20 protein-coding genes are annotated in these 19380 nt (G+C 39.7%); 10 read left to right on the forward strand and 10 right to left on the reverse strand.

The features are described 5' to 3' along the window. Positions 1-140: 140 nt before the first annotated feature. Entirely contained in the window at positions 141-794 is a 654-nt protein-coding gene (locus tag QOL76_RS05505; protein WP_283412030.1) for a Tll0287-like domain-containing protein, read from the reverse strand. 146 nt (positions 795-940) lie between these two features. On the opposite strand from QOL76_RS05505, the gene QOL76_RS05510 reads away from it, so the two are divergent. After that, positions 941-3757 (forward strand): YCF48-related protein, encoded by a 2817-nt coding sequence (locus tag QOL76_RS05510; RefSeq protein ID WP_283412031.1) that lies wholly within the window; start codon positions 941-943, stop codon positions 3755-3757. A gap of 19 nt (positions 3758-3776) precedes the next feature. On the opposite strand, the gene QOL76_RS05515 is transcribed toward QOL76_RS05510, so the two are convergent. Together QOL76_RS05515 and prfA are read right to left on the reverse strand one after the other, a co-directional pair. Then, positions 3777-4301 carry a GNAT family N-acetyltransferase gene (locus tag QOL76_RS05515; protein WP_283412032.1) on the reverse strand — a complete coding sequence of 175 codons (525 nt, stop codon included), beginning with the start codon at positions 4299-4301 and terminating at the stop codon, positions 3777-3779. Positions 4302-4385: 84 nt separating this feature from the next. Next, the gene (gene prfA, locus QOL76_RS05520; protein WP_283412033.1) at positions 4386-5465 is read right to left on the reverse strand and encodes a peptide chain release factor 1; all 1080 of its coding nucleotides are present in this window, start codon (positions 5463-5465) and stop codon (positions 4386-4388) included. Between the two features lie 114 nt (positions 5466-5579). Between prfA and QOL76_RS05525 the strand changes: the two genes are divergently transcribed. Beyond that, positions 5580-5804, forward strand: a complete 225-nt coding sequence (locus QOL76_RS05525; protein ID WP_283412034.1) for a Kazal-type serine protease inhibitor family protein — start codon at positions 5580-5582, stop codon at positions 5802-5804. A gap of 31 nt (positions 5805-5835) precedes the next feature. Here QOL76_RS05525 and glmS read toward each other — a convergent pair whose 3' ends face one another. The 3 genes from glmS to QOL76_RS05540 form a co-directional block, all read right to left on the reverse strand. Continuing rightward, positions 5836-7677, reverse strand: a complete 1842-nt coding sequence (glmS, locus tag QOL76_RS05530; protein ID WP_283412035.1) for a glutamine--fructose-6-phosphate transaminase (isomerizing) — start codon at positions 7675-7677, stop codon at positions 5836-5838. Between the two features lie 120 nt (positions 7678-7797). Next, a complete protein-coding gene (locus tag QOL76_RS05535; protein WP_283412036.1) occupies positions 7798-9207 on the reverse strand; it encodes a DUF4270 family protein in 1410 nt (469 codons plus the stop codon). Beyond that, a complete protein-coding gene (locus QOL76_RS05540; RefSeq protein ID WP_111609750.1) occupies positions 9128-9946 on the reverse strand; it encodes a glycogen/starch synthase in 819 nt (272 codons plus the stop codon). The genes QOL76_RS05535 and QOL76_RS05540 overlap by 80 nt, the downstream gene beginning before the upstream one ends. A 130-nt stretch (positions 9947-10076) precedes the next feature. Here QOL76_RS05540 and panC point away from each other — a divergent pair, with 130 nt between their 5' ends. From panC to QOL76_RS05570, 6 genes are all read left to right on the forward strand, one after another. Next, complete coding sequence (gene panC / locus QOL76_RS05545; RefSeq protein WP_283412037.1) at positions 10077-10925, forward strand: pantoate--beta-alanine ligase; 849 nt, start codon at positions 10077-10079, stop codon at positions 10923-10925. 21 nt (positions 10926-10946) lie between these two features. Continuing rightward, entirely contained in the window at positions 10947-11294 is a 348-nt protein-coding gene (gene panD, locus QOL76_RS05550; RefSeq protein ID WP_283412038.1) for an aspartate 1-decarboxylase, read from the forward strand. Next, the gene (locus QOL76_RS05555) at positions 11294-12298 is read left to right on the forward strand and encodes a lysylphosphatidylglycerol synthase transmembrane domain-containing protein (RefSeq protein ID WP_283412039.1); all 1005 of its coding nucleotides are present in this window, start codon (positions 11294-11296) and stop codon (positions 12296-12298) included. The genes panD and QOL76_RS05555 overlap by 1 nt, the downstream gene beginning before the upstream one ends. A gap of 31 nt (positions 12299-12329) precedes the next feature. Continuing rightward, complete coding sequence (locus tag QOL76_RS05560; protein ID WP_283412040.1) at positions 12330-13019, forward strand: zinc metallopeptidase; 690 nt, start codon at positions 12330-12332, stop codon at positions 13017-13019. Between the two features lie 97 nt (positions 13020-13116). Next, positions 13117-14256 (forward strand): acyl-CoA dehydrogenase, encoded by a 1140-nt coding sequence (locus QOL76_RS05565; protein WP_283412041.1) that lies wholly within the window; start codon positions 13117-13119, stop codon positions 14254-14256. Between the two features lie 138 nt (positions 14257-14394). After that, positions 14395-15321, forward strand: a complete 927-nt coding sequence (locus QOL76_RS05570; protein WP_283412042.1) for an AraC family transcriptional regulator — start codon at positions 14395-14397, stop codon at positions 15319-15321. On the opposite strand, the gene QOL76_RS05575 is transcribed toward QOL76_RS05570, so the two are convergent. The 4 genes from QOL76_RS05575 to QOL76_RS05590 form a co-directional block, all read right to left on the reverse strand. After that, positions 15307-16086, reverse strand: coding sequence for a phosphoglycerol geranylgeranyltransferase (locus QOL76_RS05575; RefSeq protein WP_283412043.1), 780 nt, complete (start codon positions 16084-16086; stop codon positions 15307-15309). The two genes, QOL76_RS05570 and QOL76_RS05575, sit on opposite strands and share 15 nt — an antisense overlap. Then, entirely contained in the window at positions 16058-16441 is a 384-nt protein-coding gene (locus QOL76_RS05580) for a hypothetical protein (protein ID WP_283412044.1), read from the reverse strand. The genes QOL76_RS05575 and QOL76_RS05580 overlap by 29 nt, the downstream gene beginning before the upstream one ends. Beyond that, complete coding sequence (locus QOL76_RS05585; protein WP_283412045.1) at positions 16434-16799, reverse strand: phage holin family protein; 366 nt, start codon at positions 16797-16799, stop codon at positions 16434-16436. Before QOL76_RS05585 ends, QOL76_RS05580 begins: the two co-directional genes overlap by 8 nt. A gap of 70 nt (positions 16800-16869) precedes the next feature. Next, positions 16870-17469, reverse strand: a complete 600-nt coding sequence (locus QOL76_RS05590) for a YkgJ family cysteine cluster protein (RefSeq protein ID WP_283412046.1) — start codon at positions 17467-17469, stop codon at positions 16870-16872. Positions 17470-17641: 172 nt separating this feature from the next. Between QOL76_RS05590 and QOL76_RS05595 the strand changes: the two genes are divergently transcribed. Then, the gene (locus QOL76_RS05595) at positions 17642-18364 is read left to right on the forward strand and encodes an LOG family protein (RefSeq protein WP_283412047.1); all 723 of its coding nucleotides are present in this window, start codon (positions 17642-17644) and stop codon (positions 18362-18364) included. Positions 18365-18381: 17 nt separating this feature from the next. After that, positions 18382-19320: a lytic transglycosylase domain-containing protein gene (locus tag QOL76_RS05600; protein WP_283412048.1), complete on the forward strand. Its 939-nt coding sequence runs from the start codon at positions 18382-18384 to the stop codon at positions 19318-19320. Positions 19321-19380: the final 60 nt, after the last annotated feature.

A 19380-nucleotide genomic window follows, 5' to 3' on the forward strand; every position in this document is an offset into this window, starting at 1 on the left:
AACTATAGTCTTAACAGCTCAATATTGTGTTATTTGGTGAAAAGTTGTATAATAGCTATATGTCAACTGAAAGACATAGTGCTAGCCACCCCCTAAAAATAGCCCTGGATTAGGATGCAATCGATTTCTAAAAGTGATTTCTACAATCGGTTGACTACAGCTTTTTTAGGAATTTTTAAAGACCACATTCCTCTCAATTGTCCCAGTCCAAAACCTCTTGCCAAATCATTCGGATAAAGAGAATCTATTTTATCTAAAAGCTCTACTTCTATATCATTCTTCACCTCGCCATGGCATGCCAAACAAAATTCCGAAGGAATAACAATTGCCTTAGTATAAAGTAAAATATCTCCGCCTTCAATTTTTTGAATATTCGGCTCATTTTCTATGCTGTTTTCTACATTATATTGATATGCATCTAGGATTTGAGATTCCTCTGCTGTTGGCAGGTTAGCTTGATTCCTTGCACGGAAAGAAGTTCTACGGATTTGCACACCATATTTCTCACTTAGCTCGCTGACAATCGGCGCTGCATTTACATTACAAAAACTAATAGCACCTCCAAACCCTTTTTCTTCAACTGCTTTGTGTAGGCTGGACATTAATTGTTGTTGCGCTACGGTACTTATGGAGTCTCCCCAAATCAATGCTTCTTGCGTAATTTGGGCTTCTGAAAGTTTTTTTGCTTCCATAGAATTATTCACTTTGTCAAATACCTCTTTGGAAATACGCTCTCGAGGGCCACAGGAAACCAGAAAAACAATGGCCAAAAGAAAATATGGGAAATGCTTCATGAGATTGAGTAGTATAGGGAATATAAATTTACTAATCATTATTGGCTTTTTATTTAAGCTGCCAGAAACGCTCTAAGTTAATTCGTCCAAGTGGCAAGGATCACTTTGAGAAGACTTTAAATAACTTATTTTTGTTTTATTCAATTATGAAGATGCAAAAAATCGTAGGTCTGTTTTTTTTAGGGATGCTGGTTAGCACGCAGCTTTTTTCCCAAACTTGGGCCAGAATGCAAAGCTGGGGCCTTGACCTTGAAGCCATTATCTGGGTGGATGAAAATGTAGGGTACAGCGTTGGTGAAAACCTGATAATTAAAACAGCAGATGGCGGTACTACTTGGCAAGAATTGCAGGTAAGTTATGAGGGAAAACTTCTTGATGTAGCCTTTTGGGATGAAAGTACAGGAGTTGCAGTGGGAGAGAATGGCTTAATTCTGAAAACTCAAAACGCTGGAAATTCTTGGGCTTCAATTCCATCAGGAATTACACAATCCTTGAAAAATGTAGAAATAGCTTCTGAGAATAAAATACTCGCAATTTCCGAAGGGGGCCAAATTCTCGTCTCTAACAATAAAGGAGAAACTTGGGCACAGCAAACTTCTGGGACTACCCAGAGCTTGAATAACCTCAGCTTTGTCAATACTGACACTGCCTATATAGCCGGGGATCAGGGTGTGATTTTGAGAACATATAATGGAGGTAGTCAATGGTCCACATTGAATTCTGGCCTCTCCTCAAATCTTAATGGAATTGCTTTTTCAACATCTTTATTAGGCTATGCTGTCGGGGACGCTGGAATTATTCTGAAGACATTGGATGGTGGGGAAAACTGGTTGCCTCAAACTTCGCCAGTAACCACTGATTTGAAGAAAGTCGCTATTAGCCCTTTAGATAATCGTATTGTTGCAATTGTAGGGGATTCGGCCACCGCGCTCCGTTCTACTAATTCAGGAGCAACATTTGGAAAAGCAAATCTAGGCACCACGAACATCAGAAATGTCAAAGGTTTACATTTTAAGCCTGCTAGCAATCTAGTATATGCAGTTGGACAGGATGGCTACATGATTTCTTCAACTAATGCCGGAAGTAGCTATACCCAGCGACTGGCAGGTATCCGAAATGATTTCTCTGGAATTGATTTTAAAACAGATCGGGTGGGACACATTATCGGCCAGCAAGGTGCCGTTTATGTGACCTCCAATGGAGCCACCACTGTTGTTTCCAGACCAATTAATGAGCCTCTAGATTTGGTGGGATTAGATTACTGGAATAACTCTTTTGGCTATGTAGGGTCAAACGCAGGTAAAATATTCAGAACATCAAACAGCGGATCCACTTGGGTTCCTGTGCCAGCTCAAACTGCAGAAACCATTACTGGATTTTACCTATTCGCTCCTTCCGTATTGTATGTCACTGGGACCAATGGTTATATAGCCAGATCATTTGACTCCGGCGGAACTTGGGATGCAGCTGGAATTCAAACGAACACCACTGAAAACTTACGAGACGTTACTTATTTTGATTATCAGGTAGGGTTTGCCATGGGTGATAATGGGCAAATCAGCTGGACAAATGGAGGAAATACTTGGGAAAATCTTCCAAAGTTGACATCCGAAAATTTAAATGCGCTTTCAAAATTAGATTCTTCCACTGCCATAATAGTAGGTGACGCTGGGGTTATTCTCAAGTCTGAGGATATGGCAAAAACCTGGCGAAAGATTGATGTTCCCTATACTGAGAATTTCACTTCAGTAGACTTTTGGGATAATTACCTGGGATTTATATCAGGAGAAAATGGCTTGATTTTGCAGACAAAAGACGGAGGAGAATCTTGGATACAAATTCCAACAGGTACAGGTCGAAACCTTTCCGGAGTAAGTGTAGGAACTCCGACTGTTGCCTTTGCCGTGGGAGATGATGGGACAATTTTGAGGTATGAATGTATTCAACCTACCGATCTTTCGGAGATTATCGGAGAAGGTCAACTTTGCCAAACGATAGGGCAATATGCGATAACAGATGCTGCTATTCCCGGCGCCCAGCTCGTCTGGCGTGTAGATGGAGGAGAAATTATTTCAGGCCAAGGTACCTCTGAGATAGAGGTGTTATGGAATACACCTGGAAGAAATGGGGTATTTGTGAGCATGGAGAATTTTTGCGGAAATGGAAGTACATCTTCTCTGGAAGTTATTGTGTCTGCTAGTCCAACATCAACTATTCAGATATCAGGAAATGGCTCTGTTTGTATGGAAGATGTCGAGCTTTACTCTGTCCCAAATCAATCGGGTATAACTTATACATGGGAGATAAACGGAGGGGAAATTACTCAAGGGCAAGGTACTTCTCAAATTCATGTAAAATGGAATACTTCCGGAAGTCAAAGGATAGCTTTGATCCAAGAAAATCAATGTGGAAAGGCTGATCCAGTGGAAAAGCCTATAAGCGTAAATATGCCGCCAGATCAGCCCGGAGAAATACAAGGTGAGATACAAACGGGGCTTTGGCAAGTAGAATATTCTGTTCCAATTCAGGAATCTGTAAATTTCAAATGGAGTATTTCAAATGAAGGAGGCTCAATTCTGCAAGGGCAAGGAACTGAAAAAGTTACTGTCCTTTGGGAAAAGGAAGGAGATTTTCAGCTTAGTGTGACTCCTGAAAATGAATGCAATAATGGAGTAGCCAGAATCTTAAATGTCAATGTAAATGTGATTACTGCCTTGCCGGAGAAAGAGGATTTGAATGTAAACATTTTCCCAAATCCTTCTTCAGGAGCAATTAAAGTGCAATTGGGAGCTGGTAATTATAAGAGCATCCAAGTCATAAATGCCTTTGGACATATCATCCAATCAATCGATTTAGCAAATGGCACAAAGGAAATCACGCTGGAAAATCTGCCTAGAGGAATGAATTTGATCCAGCTCCATACTGAATCAAGTGTAGTAATCAGGAAAGTGATTGTTAATTAATTGGGCTAAAGGCCGAAAATTATTGCTCTCCGCGAATGTTAACATATTGGAAAATATCCCCCACAGTGGAGTTTTTCACGAATGCTTTTTTCAAGATAGCCTCAGGGAAATAACCGGCTTTCTCCAATACATTCATGGATTGGCCATTGAAATCATAGACTTGAGCAAAGATTCGCTCAATGTCAAACTTCTCAAAAATGTACTTAGTGTAAAGTTTTACAGCTTCAGTAGCGATTCCCTTTCCCCAAAAAGGCTCACCTACCCAGAATCCTAATTCCATATTGGTGCGGAGCTCATCTTTCCCTCTATCTGATCCCACTGATCCAGCTAGCCTTCCTTCAAACTCCACAGCAAAATTTTGTGGAGGGTTATATTTTTGATTGTGCTCTATCCAGTGACGAGCATCATGAATCGTATAAGGCTGAGGATAACTGTCCTTCAGATTCATTGCAATCTTGGGATTATTGGCCAAAGGATAGAGTTGGTGAAAATGAGCCTCATTCCAGGTCACTAATCTTATTTCTCTTTCTCCGGTGATAATCATAAAAGTCTGATGGTTAATTCTTCAAGATAATAGGCTAATCGCAGAATCAATAAAATTCAAGAGTAATTTATACAATTCTTAAGCCTAATCTTCTAATCCGCTGGTATTCATTCGATCAAGATTTTCTGCAAATCGCAGAGCGGATATAAAATCCTCAATATGTCCATCCATTACCTCGGGGAGGTTATACACAGTTTTATTGATTCTATGATCCGTAACTCTTGATTGAGGGTAGTTGTAGGTTCTGATCTTGTCCGATCTGTCCCCAGAGCCAACCATAGATTTACGCTGTGCTCCTACTGCATCGTTGTGTTTGGCAAGCTCAATTTCATATAGCCTTGATCTCAATACTTTCAGTGCTTTCTCGAAGTTTTTGATCTGGGACTTTTCATCCTGACAGGTTACAATCAATCCTGATGGTTCGTGGGTTAAACGAACAGCGGAGTAGGTAGTGTTCACTGATTGTCCACCAGGGCCAGAAGAACAGTATGTATCCTTTCGGACATCATTCATGTCGATATTTACTTCTACTTCATCCATCTCTGGTAAAACTGCCACAGATGCTGCCGAAGTATGAACTCTCCCTTGGGATTCCGTAGCCGGTACGCGTTGTACTCTGTGCACTCCAGATTCGTACTTCATCCGCCCATATACGTCATCTCCGCCTGAGATGGTGGCGATGATTTCTTTGTATCCTCCAGCAGAGCCAAAAGTCAAATCCAATACGGTCAGCTTTAAATTTTGCATTTCGCAGAAGCGCTCGTACATACGGAATAAATCGCCAGCAAAAATGGATGCTTCATCACCTCCGGCACCACCTCTAATCTCAAGGATACAATCTTTCGCATCATTGGGATCCTTAGGTATTAAAAGCTGCTTCAATTCATTCTCAAGCTCTTCTTTCTTTGGTCGTAATTCGTCTAGCTCTGCTTTGGCCATTTCTCTGAAATCAGGATCTTTTTCCTTATCCAATAGCTCCTTTGAACTAGCTATATTTTGCAGTACTAAGCTGTATTCATTGTAGACATTTACAATTTTTTCCAAGTCCTTATATTCCTTGGTTAGTTTGGTGTACTTGCTCATATCGGCCATAGACTCAGGCATAATGATCAATTGACCTACTTCTTCGAAACGTTCTTTGATTGATTGTAATTTGTCTAGCATAGTATTTTTTTCGCTGCGCAAAAGTAGGCAAATTTATCCGGAGGCAGAATATACATCCTAAGTAATAAATTTGAAAAGGAGTAGCGTTTTATACTACCAAATCGTCTCAGAGCTATGAAACAGGTTCCGGTTTTACTCATTTTAATAATTTCCCTTTTTACCATGGCTTGTGAAAAGGAAGAGCCTAATAAGAGCTGCATTGACAAAGACAAAATTAGGGAAGGGCCTTGCACTTTGGAATATGTTCCAGTTTGTGGATGTGATGGCAAAACCTATGGGAATGCTTGCGCTGCTGATATGGCAGGTGTTACTTCTTGGACTTTAGGTGCATGTAATTAAAGAAGGCTGTCCGATTGGACAGCCTTTTATGTTATTCTACAGTTACAGATTTAGCCAAATTCCTAGGCTGATCTACGTTACAACCTCTCATCACTGCTATGTGATAAGAAAGTAGCTGAAGAGGAACCACAGCCACTAGAGGAGCAAAGGCCTCGTGAGTTTCAGGAATTTCAATCACATGATCAGCAATGGCTTTTACCTGCGTATCTCCTTCGGTAACAACAGCGATCACTTTTCCTTTTCGAGCTTTCACTTCTTGGATGTTGCTTACCACTTTTTCATAGGAACTATCCTTAGTTGCTATGAAGAAAACTGGCATTTCCTCATCAATTAAGGCGATCGGCCCATGTTTCATTTCTGCTGCTGGATATCCTTCTGCATGGATATAAGATATTTCTTTCAGCTTTAACGCTCCTTCTAGCGCTACCGGGAAATTATACCCTCTACCTAGGTAAAGTGCATTTCTCACATCCTTGTATTCCTCTGCGATATATTTGATTGCTTCATTAGATTTTAACGCTTGCTCAACTTTTCCTGGAATTGCCTCAAGTTCGTATAGAAGCTGAATGTATTTGCTCTCTGTTAACGTACCTCTTTGATAGCCAAGTTTAAGCGCCATCATAGCTAAAATAGAAATCTGAGCGGTAAAAGCTTTGGTGGAAGCTACGCCAATCTCAGGTCCGGCGTGAGTATAGCAACCTGCATGGGTAGCTCTAGGAATGGATGAGCCTACTACGTTACAAACTCCAAAAATTGTGGCTCCTTTTGATTTGGCAAGCTCAATAGCGGCCAAAGTATCTGCTGTTTCCCCAGATTGAGAGATCGCAATTACAAAGTCTTTTTCTCCTATAACTGGATTTCTATACCTGAATTCTGAAGCATATTCCACTTCGACAGGTACTCGGGCAAATTCCTCGAATAAATATTCAGCGACTAGTCCAGCATGCCAAGAAGTACCGCAGGCAGTGATGATAATCCGCTCAGCGTTTTGGAATTTATTCATATAATCCCGCAAACCTCCAAGCACTAAACGCCCTGCTTTAGCATCCAAGCGACCTCTTAAGCAATCCGCGATTGACTTGGGTTGCTCATAGATCTCCTTCATCATGAAATGCTCGTATCCACCTTTTTCGATGGCTTCCAGCTCCATTTCCAGTTTATTGATGTAAGGATTGGTTTCTACATTCTCTATATTCTTTATAAGAAGGCGATTATTACGGATTACTGCGATTTCAAAATCATCCAGATAAATCACTTTGTTCGTGTACTCTACTATTGGTGTAGCATCAGATGCTAAGAAATATTCATCTTCACCTACCCCAATTACCAAGGGGGACCCTTTTCTTGCTGCAATAAGTGTGTCGGGCTCATCCTGATTGATTAGAACAATCGCATATGCCCCGACTACTTTGTGAAGCGCAAGTCTAAGAGCCTCCTCTAGGCTACAATGATTGTTTAATTGAATGTCTTCAATAAACTTAATAAATACTTCAGTATCTGTATCTGATTGGAAGGTGTATCCTTTTTTGGACAAGTCTTTCTTTAGAACCTCGTAGTTTTCAATGATTCCATTATGAATCATTGCAATTTTTTGTGAAGATCCGCAGTGTGGGTGAGCATTTACATCATTAGGCTCTCCGTGAGTAGCCCAGCGCGTATGGCCAATTCCAATTTTGGATTCTAAATTGGAGGAGCTGTGTAGAACTTTTTCTAATTGAGCTACTTTACCCTTCTTTTTATAGACAGTAAGGCCTTTATCATCTAATAGTGCAACACCTGAGCTATCGTAGCCCCGATATTCTAATCTTTTAAGTCCTTTGATAATAATAGGTAAAGCTTCTTGCTGTCCTACGTAGGCTACAATTCCACACATAAATAAAAATTCTTTCTGTTTGTTTGAACTTCGACAAAGAAACAGCTTTCGTGCCATAAAAAAAATCCACTTCCTATAAATTAGAAAGTGGATTAAGTGTTCTTTATTAAAATACCTCTGCTACCTGGATCTAGAGTAAATCACTTTAACCTTTATTTTATTGTTGTTTACTACAAACTGGCTTAACGATTTTCTAAATGGATCACTACTGGTGTTAAGTTTTCCGCTTATATAACCTCCATAAATTAGCCAATCTTTCCTTGTGAGATCACCTCTAAATAACGCATTCACATGTGAGGTGATTAGCTCACTATATTGTTTGGACTCAGTATCATAAAAAACCCTTGCCGGAGCATTTACATTTAATGTTTGATCTCCGTTTTCATTTGTAAATACCTGAGGCTGACCTTCTGCCTGTACGGTATAATAATTCCCAGAGCTATTCTCTAGAAAATCATTGGTATTGTCAGTAAAATAAATTGATAAATAAGTTGGCTGACTTTGCTCATCGGCAAACGGCTCAATTTCTCCAAGTTCAAGAAGTACCTGATTGAAAGTTACTCCCGAAAGTGTATCCAAAAACTCATCAAACGGACTGGTATCCAATTTGATAACCATCCCAAGATTTGATTTTATTCCCACTAAAGGGCCAATATTGTAAGCGGTTTTTGTTTCAGTAACTGAGGAAGTTGGTGTGCCACTTCGATCACTTTTCACTCCGTTGAAGCTTCTGGAAGAGGCTGTGGTAATATTATAAAGGGTAGAAGTAGTATCTCCATCATAGTGGTAGTAAATCTTCAGTCCAGTAGAACTACCCACACCCACTCCTATCGAAGAATTGTCTCCTTTTCTAGCTTTTACAGCTATTCCTGGGAAATAGTCACGGAAGCTAAAGAGATCATTGAATTCAACACCAGTTTTCATTTTGCTGAAAATTTCTTCTGCAAAAGGTTCTTCCACTTGAAAAGATGCAAGGGAATCTGTCGCCTCTCCAAATACAATTTCTCCAGATGAAAACGGGCTAGCCTCATAGGAAAGCTCATCAAAATTGTAATACAGCGTATCCAATATTGGCTCAGTTAGCTTATGGATGGAGAAATATTTCGGTTCATCTAAGTTAGCTCCATCTACACTCAAAATATTGAGATCAAAATGAATAGAATCCAGAATAGCGTCCATTTCTGGTCTATCAGCAGATGAATTAATGTACAATCTAGAATAGCCGGTTCCAGAGGTTTTACCAAAGAAATCATCTTCCTCTTCTCCTACTACCAGTACAGACTGATTTGTAGTATTAAAAGAATCCAGTAATACTACCGTAGCAGGAAGCTCAAACTCCTCGAAAACAACACCGATTTGGTTGTTTCCGGGAGCAAGCTCAATGCCTACAGTGGCAGGGTCACTACATGAACTAATAAGGATAAGGGACGCGATTGCGCCAAAAGCCAGATTAACCGGCGAGATTCGTGTAAATATCGAACAGCTCTTCGTGAGCTTGTGCTTCTGATTCTGCTTCAATGCTGATGTCAAACTTCTTGTCTTTTGAGAAATCCTCGATTAGTTGGTTTAATTCTGCGGAAACTTCACCGCCTTTGACTACCAAGTCAGCATACTCCATGCCCATCTTGATAAATCCTGTAAAGTCTTTGCTCTTCAAAGGTGCTAAAATAGCGTCATCTATATCCACCATCTTAACCTTGTTTAACAAATCATCGCCAAAGGTATGAGAAAATCCGTTGTTGTAGATCGCAAATACAGACTTCGTGTCTTTAAATAAAGGCTCGCTCTTGTAAGTGGTCTTCAAATACATCGGGATCAAGCTGGTCATCCAGTCGTTACAATGCACGATGTCCGGGGCCCAACCAAGTTTTTTCACTGTTTCAATTACGCCTTTGCAGAAGAAAATAGCTCGCTCATCATTGTCCTCATAGAACTTTTGCTGCTTGTCATGGAATACATGCTTCCGCTGGAAATAATCTTCGTTGTCTATGAAGTAAACTTGAAGTTTTGCATTTGGAATGGAAGCTACTTTAATCACCAAAGGTTTTTCCTCTTCTCCTACCGCAATATTAATTCCTGACAATCTCACTACCTCGTGAAGTCTATTCTTTCGCTCGTTGATCAGGCCGAATCTTGGAACCAAAATTCTAATCTCCATTCCACGCTCTTGCATAGCTTGAGGAAGGGATCTTAAGAAATTGGCGACTTCTGATGTTTGGAGAAAAGGGTTGATTTCACTGGCAACGTAGAGGATACGTAATTTGGACATGTTTATTGGATTTTAATGTTGAAGGTGAAAAAACAACTGCGCAAAGATAATAAAAAAAGCCTTAATAGCCTTGTTTTGTTGAATAATAATATACATTTGCCCCTATTTACCCATACTAAACCCTCTTCCAGTGCATATAGTCTATACTGGCGCCGATTGGCAAAAATACTGGCTTAATTCCCTTAAAAGCGATAAAACGATAGGTTTGGTCCCAACGATGGGCGCACTTCATGAAGGCCATCTTGACTTAGTAAGAAAAGCCAAGTCAGAAACGGATATTGTAGTCGTTTCCATCTTTGTAAACCCTACACAATTCAATAATCAGGAAGATTATGACAATTATCCAACTACGATAAACGAAGATTTGGATAAACTTAGGAAAGAAAATGTGGACTTTGTTTTCCTGCCAAAAACAGAAACAATTTATCCTGAAAAACCTGAACTGAGCATTAATTTTGGGGACCTGGAGAATGTCTTGGAAGGCGCTTTTCGGCCAGGCCACTTTAACGGAGTCGGGATTATTGTTTCCAAATTATTTAATATAATCCGGCCTCATAAAGCCTTCTTTGGTCAGAAAGATCTACAGCAAACAGGAATCATTAAGCGATTAGTCAAAGACTTGTCAATGGATGTCCAGTTGGTAATAGTGCCTACCAAAAGAGAGAATGATGGACTAGCCATGTCATCTAGAAATCTGCGTCTTTCCTCCGAAGAAAGAAAGCAAGCATTGATTTTAATTAACAGTTTGGAAAAGGCAAAGCAGGAACTTTTAGCTAGTAAGCCATGGTTTGAGGTCCAGAATCACATTAATCACGATTTTGAGGAAATGCCTTTGGCTAGTTTGGAATATTTCGAACTGATTCATCCTGAGAGTTTTACAAGATATTCAGCGTTTGATGCAAAACAAAAGTCTTCAATTTGTATTGCGGCCTATCTAGGAAAAATCAGATTAATCGACAACCTTCCAATAATTCCTTAATTTTGCGGCAAAATTAAACCAATGCAAATTCAGGTACTGAAATCCAAAATTCACCGGGTGAAAATTACCCAGGCAGAATTGCACTACGTAGGCTCAATTACCATCGATGAAGATCTGATGGATGCAGCGAATCTAATTGAAAATGAGAAAGTTCAAATCGTCAATGTAAATAATGGCGAACGATTGGAAACGTACGTCATCACTGGCGAAAGAGGGTCTGGGCAAGTATGCCTCAATGGCCCTGCTGCGCGAAAAGCTCAGGTGGGAGATGTTGTAATCATCATTTCTTATGCAGGAATGGAAGTAGAGGAAGCTAAAAAATACAAGCCCGTATTGATTTTCCCAGACGAGCAAAATAAACTCATCTGATGGGTCCAAAATACATCAAGCAATTTATCCAGGTAGTAATTTCATTAGGAATTGCGATCTGGATTTTTTGGTTTTTGTATAAGGATATAGCCTTTGATTCTCTTATTGACCAGATCAAAACAAGTAATTGGGCTTGGATAGTGTTATCGCTGTCTATTTCAATGCTCGGATACCTAGTGAGAAGTTGGCGGTGGACCCTACTGATTGATGCGGAAGAAGGTAAGAAGGTCTCAGTTTCCCGTGCTTATCATGCAGTAATGATTGGTAATCTAGTCAATATGCTTATTCCCCGGGCTGGAGAAGTAGCCCGATGTGGTGTACTCACCCGGACGAATGGAATTTCTGTAGGGTATTTGATAGGTACTGTCATCGTGGAGCGCAGTGTTGATTTGCTTTGCCTTGTTTCGGTAATTTTGTTAGCATTTCTTGTCGAACAAGAGTTGTTTTTAAACCTTGCCAGTCAGCTTATTTCGATTGATACTTTGGCTGAACAGTTAGTTTCAAATCTTCCCATAGTCATAGGAGGGTTAGCAATTCTTTTGCTTTTGGTTATCTATATTCTTAAGAGATTTCGTGATCATGGACTAATCAATAAACTGCAACATTTTTTCAGAGAAATCCTTTCTGGTCTCAAACGAATAGGGACTCTGGCCAACCCTGCCGGATTTTGGATCAGCTCAATTCTACTCTGGATGATTTATTTTTTAACTATGTACACGATTGCTTTTGGAATACCAAGTACTGCCAATTTGTCTCCTGGAGAAGTCCTGTTAGTCATGGTAATGGGCAGTATTGGCATGGTAGCGCCTGTCCAAGGTGGTATAGGTACCTTTCATGCGCTAGTGGCCTTCATTTTGATACAGTTAGGTATATCGGAAATAGATGGAAAAATATTTGCAGCTATTATCCACGGTACACAGGTTCTTCTTGTATTAGGTGCAGGACTTATAAGTTGGTTAATTATGATAAAATTACCCTCTTGGATTAAACCTGAAGAAGTATAACACGTAATCAACTCTGCTAACATTATATCTTATGATACTTATCTTAATTGTAGTCGTTTTCGCCATTGCCGGATTTGTGGTAAGTAGAAAACTCAAAAGTAAATTTGCTAAATACTCACAAGTTGCCCTTAAGGCCAACTTGTCCGGAGCAGAAATCGCTAAGCTGATGCTTGCTGACCACAACATCTCAGATGTCCAGGTTCATGCTGTAGAGGGTCAGTTGACAGACCATTATAATCCTGCAAACAAAACTGTAAATCTAAGCCCTGATGTGTATTATGGAAGAAATGCTGCTGCCGCTGCAGTTGCATCCCATGAGTGTGGACACGCTGTACAACATGCCACATCCTATACTTGGCTTAACCTGAGGTCGACGCTTGTCCCGCTTCAAAACAGTGCTGGAAAGATCCTGAATATTGTCTTGATTGCTTCTTTATTTGGCGGATTTGCTTTAGGCCTACCTTACGAATGGGTTGGTTTTATTGTTGTAGGTGCATATAGCATAATGACACTTTTCACTATTGTAACCTTGCCAGTAGAGTTTGATGCGAGTAATCGGGCTTTGGCTTGGATCAAAACTAGAAATATTGTTACCCCTGATGAATATACCATGTCCAAAGATGCGCTTAAATGGGCTGCAATGACCTACGTGGTGGCAGCATTAGCTTCTATGGCCACTTTAGCTTATTACATTTTCGTCTTCTTTGGTAATCGGGATTGATACAGATCAAATAAAATTTTGGAAGAGGGGCAAAGATTGTCCCTCTTTTTTTTTTGCCATATATTCAATGCAGATAGCTAAACCCAAAGAGATAATTATGCATTTTGAATTAACAGAAGAGCATCGCGCAGTCCAAGAAGCTGCGAGAGATTTTGCTAAAAATGAATTACTTCCAGGAGTAATAGAACGAGATATTGAATGCAGATTTCCAGTAGAAGAAATCAAAAAAATGGGAGAACTCGGCTTCATGGGAATGATGGTCGATCCAAAATATAGTGGAGGTGGAATGGATACTGTTTCATACGTCATTGCGATGGAAGAACTATCTAAGATTGATGCCTCAGCATCAGTAGTCATGTCTGTAAATAATTCCTTAGTATGCTGGGGAATGGAAAAATATGCTTCCGAAGCCCAAAAGGAGAAATATCTTAAGCCTCTAGCATCAGGTCAGAAGCTGGGAGCTTTTGCGCTTTCGGAGCCAGAAGCAGGATCGGATGCTACTTCGCAGAAAACAGAAGCTTATTTAGATGGGGACCACTACATCTTGAATGGAACTAAAAACTGGATTACGAATGGATCAAAAGCTGATACCTACTTAGTTTTTGCCCAAACGGATCATAGCAAAGGGCACAAAGGAATTTCCGTTTTTATTGTTGAAAAAGGCTGGGAAGGTTTTACTTCAGGTCATAAAGAAGATAAACTTGGGATCAGGGCTTCCGACACCACCTCATTGATGTTTACTGATGTGAAAGTGCCAGTCGAGAATCGAATCGGTGACGAAGGATTTGGTTTCAAATACGCTATGGAAACCTTAAATGGAGGCAGGATTGGAATTGCTGCACAGGCACTTGGAATTGCAGCAGGAGCTTATGAGTTTGCTTTGGCGTATTCCAAAGAGCGAAAGACATTTGGTAAGCCAATCAGTCAGCACCAGGCTATACAATTTAAACTAGCTGATATGGCTACTACAATAGAAGCAGCTAGACTTTTGGTGTACAAAGCAGCCTGGCTCAAAGATCAAGGACAAGATTACTCTCACGCCTCTGCCATGGCCAAACTCTACGCATCCCAGGTAGCGATGGACGTGAGTATTGAAGCTGTTCAGATACATGGAGGTTATGGATATGTGAGAGAGTACCATGTAGAACGACTGATGAGGGACGCTAAAATCACCCAGATTTATGAAGGCACTTCGGAAATTCAGAAAATAGTCATATCCCGAGGTATTCTCCGGTAAAAACTATTTTATTCAGAAAAGGGTATAGTTAAATAAAACTATACCCTTTTTTGTTTTTTTAACACCATCTATACAAAACCTATGAATATTCATTAATAAAATTATATTTTTGTTATTCTGTTTTTTTAATAATTATTCATGGAATATTACAACAAGGTGATCGAATCGGTCAATGTGAGGTTCATTAGAGGGAGTAACTTCAGCGTCGAAAAACCTATTTCAGTAAATGATTATGCTGAATCTGATAATACGTTGATTCTACTTCACCATGGTACACTTAAGTTTGGAGAGGACCAAGAATTACTTAACGAAGGAGAAGTACTCTTTTTGCCTGCGGATCAAAAAACCAAACTTACATTGGGAGGAGGGTCAAAAAAAGGTGAAATCTCTAAAGAGCAATTTCAGGAGAATAAGAGAAAGTACTTGCAGAGTATTAGTTTCAGGGATATAAAAAGTACAGAAGACGATTGTATTTCTATTCTTGGTTTTGAATCTAAAGTCTTTGATGTAGTAAACTTTTTTAATTCACTGGATATTCCTCCATTTATTATTCGGTTTAACGATCGTTTGGCGACAATAATTGAGGATCTGATGAAAGAAGTGGAAGTCAGTAACGTCGGTAAAGAGCGAGCGCTGAAATCCCACACGGAATTACTAGTCATCGAGCTACTTCGTCACATTCTCAAAAACAGGTTGTTTCTCGAAGAACTTTCAACCAATGCTACTTACTTCAAAGACCCACGATTGATTGATTTGTTCAATTTTATCAAGACTAACTTGGGAGGTGATTTATCCAATAAGATTCTCGCTAAAGTTGCCAATGTTTCTGAAGACTACGTTGGTCAGTATTTCAAAATGCTTACTGGAATTAATCCCCAGGACTATATCGAATACCAGCGTATGGAAGCAGCAGTGGAGCTCTTGAGAACTACTAAAAAATCCATCAGAGACATAGGCAAAGAAGTTGGCTACAAAGACACAGCTTATTTCTGCCGTAGATTTAAAATGATGTATGGAGTTCCAGCCGGAAAAATGAGAAGAAGAGAGTCGCTAATTAACGTTTAACGACAAGTTTAGAAGCACCTTATAATCTAAGACCTTAGCTAAAAAGCTAGGGTCTTTTTCTATTGCATTACCTATCACCAACAGGTCAGCCCCGCTTTCGTAGGCATTTCTCACTTTTTCTAATGAATCCAATCCTCCGCCGACAATAATTGGTTTTTTGGTTACCGATTTTACTGCTTTTATCACTGCGGGTGACACGGGTGATTTGGCCCCACTCCCGGCATCCATATAGAAATACTTCATTCCTAAATAGTGGCCTGCAAGGGCTGTTGCTTTAGCAAGATTAGGCTTAGAATTAGGTAAAGGAATTGTTTGAGTCACATACTGTACACTAGTGATTTCACCCTCATTTACCAGCATGTAGGCGGTAGGAAGAGGCTCCAACTTCATTTTTTTAATGATAGGCGCAGCTAAGACTTGTTGTCCGATTAAGTATTCGGGGTTTCTACCTGAAATAAGTGAAAGAAATAAAATAGCATCTGCCTCCTCCGCAAGCTGCATTTGGGATCCAGGAAAAATTACTACAGGGATTTCTCCGGCGATTTGTTTCACAGAGAGGACTACCTCCCGAAAATTATCCCGACTAAGCGTGCTTCCACCCACAAAAATCAAATCCAAATAAGAATCCTTAACCCAGTCAAATTTTTCTTTGAAAAGCGTAGGGTTGATAATTTTGTCTGGGTCAACTAACCAAGCCAGTCCTTTGGTACCTGAGCTATTAAGGTCCTTAAGAATTTTACTGACTTTCTTCTTCAGTTGTGACATCTTCTGAATGAGTAGCAAATAGATTTGGAAGAAATTTCTCTTTTGCAAAAGCGAGCCCTAAAATAAATAATCTTTGTCCTATGCTAGGCCAAAAAGATGATTTAGAGCCTTCTGTAAGTTTTTTCTCAATTTCCTTCGTAAGCAAACCTTCTCGTTCGAGTACTTCTAGAGCCTCATCTGTTTTCCGGTCTCTGCGTTTTTTACGAGTTTGTACAATTGCTAAGGCTATCAAACCACCGGCAACCACCATGCCCCCTACTTTTATCCAATCTCCAGATTCAGCTTTAAACAATTCTAATTGTCGTGCTAGCGTTTGCTCAAGCTCCTTTTCCTTATTTTTCAAGTCCTTATTCATCTCCCTTAAGCTTTTTGAATAATCTAGTCCTAAAAACAAAGCTCTTCATTCCCTTTTGTATTTTTTCTTGTGTGGGATCATGATCTCTAGCCAAAAATAAAATCAAAAGAACTAGTAAGTAAAGTAATCCTACAAGCAAGAACCCCATATGAGGAGATTCAAAATATTGGCTTAAGAAAAATGCCAAAGATAAACTCAAGAATAAAAGAACCAGCAGGAGACTGCCTCCCATCAATATCAAGAAAATCATTCTTGATAATACACTCGCAAACTGATCTTGAATGTCCAGTTTGACCATGTCAATTTTGGTCTCAACTATCCCTTTGACTGTCTGTACTATTTCTCCGATTTTTAGCATAATTAAAAATTTGTGAGATATTATTCTTCAAATAGAACACAATATACTTGAATTGAAAGGAGCAAAAAAATTATGCAACCACATCAACTTCCTGCTCCTCGTAGAATTTATATCTCAAAACTAATTCCAATGCAAAGGCGATTGCCTCATTAATTGTGAATTGCTGACAAAGAGACTGATCTATCTCATCTAATCGGCTATAGAATGCAGTAGCAAGCGGAATCTCCATGTCCATGTTAATTCTTTCGCTTGTATTTTGAAACTCCGCAGTCTTCTCTTCCTTTAGAACTTTGCAGATAATGAGGTCTTTTTTGCCATACTTGGTTTTTCGGGCCGAGGCTGCAAATAGGCGGCAGATCATTCCTCTTTTGCTGTGATTGCCACAAAAACCTTGTTTACCGTCTGCGGATTGAGGTCTATAAATCACACAGCTAGCACCTTCCTCGAGGCTATCGAGTGATTCTAAAGTTGATTCGGCCAAGCCTTTGGCATAGAGGTCAAAGGCCAATGGCAGAAATTCTAACGGGGAAGCTGGTACTTTGGGATTTGCACAGCAAAAACCACATCCTGACACACAGCCTAATCCACTCTCAGATACAAATTGCTTTGTTTCTGACTCTAGCTCACCGAACACGTCCAGTGTAGCTTGAGATTTTTCAGCGAGATTCATCTCAATATTTCAAATTGTGGCGCAAAAATACACCAGTCTTAGTCGATTGATTCTCGAGAGCTACTATTTTTTTATATTGAGCATCAGGTAATTAGCTTTCTCAAAGCTTAATAGTGCTACTTTCCCTGTCCATTTCAGCGCAGAGATCGTTTTCTTTATTAAAAACAAGCGTATGAGCAGTATAGAAAATCAAAATGAAGAAGATAAGATCCGCCAAGCATTCAAAGAGCGGGATTGGAATGAAATAAAAAGTGCTGATTCATGGGCAATCTTCAAAGTGATGTCTGAATTCGTGGAAGGCTTTGAGAAACTTGCCAAAATTGGCCCTTGTGTATCTATTTTTGGATCTGCTCGAACTCCTAGGGACCATCATCATTATAAAATGGCAGAAGAAATCGCTGCAAAGCTCGTTCGCCATGGATATGGAGTTATCACAGGTGGCGGTCCAGGGATCATGGAAGCAGGTAATAAGGGAGCTCATTCTGAAGGAGGTAAGTCTGTGGGATTAAATATCGTTCTGCCTTTTGAACAGTTTGACAACATTTATATTGATAGAGATAAGTTGATCACCTTTGATTACTTTTTTGTGAGAAAAGTAATGTTTGTGAAATATTCTCAGGGATTTGTGGTGCTTCCGGGTGGATTTGGCACCATGGATGAATTTTTTGAAGCCTTGACGTTAATTCAGACTAACAAGATCGGGAAGTTTCCTATCGTGCTGGTAGGGAAGGAATACTGGACTGGACTGGTTGATTGGATCAAAAAATCATTGCTAAGTCATCACTATATTAATGAGGAAGATTTAGATCTGTTCTCTGTAGTAGAAGATGAAACGGAAGCTGTGAAAGTAATCGATGATTTTTATGGCAAGTATTTATTAAGTCCAAACTTCTAATTCTACATCTTTATTGCATGAATAAGCCTCAATTACTACCCCTGTATGTTTTAGTTTTTATTTGTCTGGGTATGGCTGGATATGCAATCTGGAAAACACCCGCAGAATTAAGCTCAGAACCCAGCGTAGCGAATGTTCAACTATTACAATCCATGCCTCTTGCTTCTAGAGACACAGTTCGGTTATTTAATATTCCTACTGAGTTGACTTTTGCTGGAGAAAAAGTTCCGCTGGAAATAGAAGATGTAAAAGAGAGATTGGAGCGAGAGATTTATGTGAATGCCTATTGGCAATCAAATATAATTTTGCTAATGAAGCGCTCAAGTAAATTTCTTCCCGAAATTGAAGAAATGTTGAAAAAAAATGGAATTCCCGATGACTTCAAATACTTGGCAATGGCTGAATCTGCCCTAATGAATGTAGCCTCGCCGGCTGGAGCAAAAGGTTTTTGGCAGATAATGGAATCAACGGGTAAAGAATATGGACTAGAAGTATCCAAAGATGTAGATGAGCGATATAATCTTGAAAAAGCTACGCTTGCTGCATCAAAATACCTCAATAAAGCTCATAATAGGTTTGGTGATTGGACAGCAGTGGCAGCAAGTTATAACATGGGGCAGGCTGGCTTTTCCCGGAGACAAGAGGATCAATTGGCTAAAAACTACTATGATCTATACCTGAATGATGAAACGAGCAGGTACCTCTTTAGAATACTCGCTTTCAAAGTAATCTTTGAAAACCCAGGAGAATTTGGTTTTCATTTGAGGGAGTCAGATTATTACCAAAACCCAAGTTTTAAAACGGTGAGCGTAAATGCTGACATTAAAAATCTTGCCCACTGGGCCAAGCAGCAGGGAAGTAATTACAAGGAATTGAAGTTGTATAATCCTTGGCTGCGTGACAAAGACCTCAATGTAAAGCGAGGTAAAACGTATGAGATCACATTACCGGAATAATTTGTTGAAAAAGGTAAGTCGGTTCTTTTCAAGAAAGAGAATAAGCAATACCCGACAAAG

The organism is Algoriphagus winogradskyi, from assembly GCF_900182815.1.
Taxonomy (GTDB): Bacteria; Bacteroidota; Bacteroidia; order Cytophagales; family Cyclobacteriaceae; genus Algoriphagus; species Algoriphagus winogradskyi.